Annotated in this window: 1 protein-coding gene; it reads left to right on the top strand. The window is 64.2% G+C overall.

Annotated features, from left to right (window positions below; translation table 11 throughout):
• A partial coding sequence (locus EN808_RS35675) for a zinc-binding dehydrogenase (protein ID WP_145973052.1) occupies nucleotides 1–313 on the top strand: 313 nt, incomplete at both ends.

Here is a 313-nt window from a genome sequence, read left to right as displayed (position 1 = left end):
CTGGAATACGCCACGCAAGCCGGCGCCGACCGCACCATCAATGTCGCCACCCACGCCGACGCGATGGACGCCTATGCCGCCAAAAAGGGGTATTTCGACGTCGTCTTCGAGGCCGCCGGCCAGGGCGCGACAGTGGCCAGCGCCTTGCCTATCATCAAGCCGCGCGGCACGCTGGTGACCATCGGCCAGGGCGCGACGGCGGCGCTTTCGATATCGATAATCGAAACAAAAGAAATACAGGTGAAGGGCAGCTTCCGCTTCGACACGGAATTCGCCCTCGCCGTCGACCTGATCGGCTCCGGCCGCATCGACG

The organism is Mesorhizobium sp. M8A.F.Ca.ET.165.01.1.1, assembly GCF_004792065.1.
Classification (GTDB): Bacteria; Pseudomonadota; Alphaproteobacteria; order Rhizobiales; family Rhizobiaceae; genus Mesorhizobium.
The sequence above is the reverse complement of the archived record's forward strand: the minus strand, read 5'-3'. Positions and strand labels throughout refer to the sequence as shown.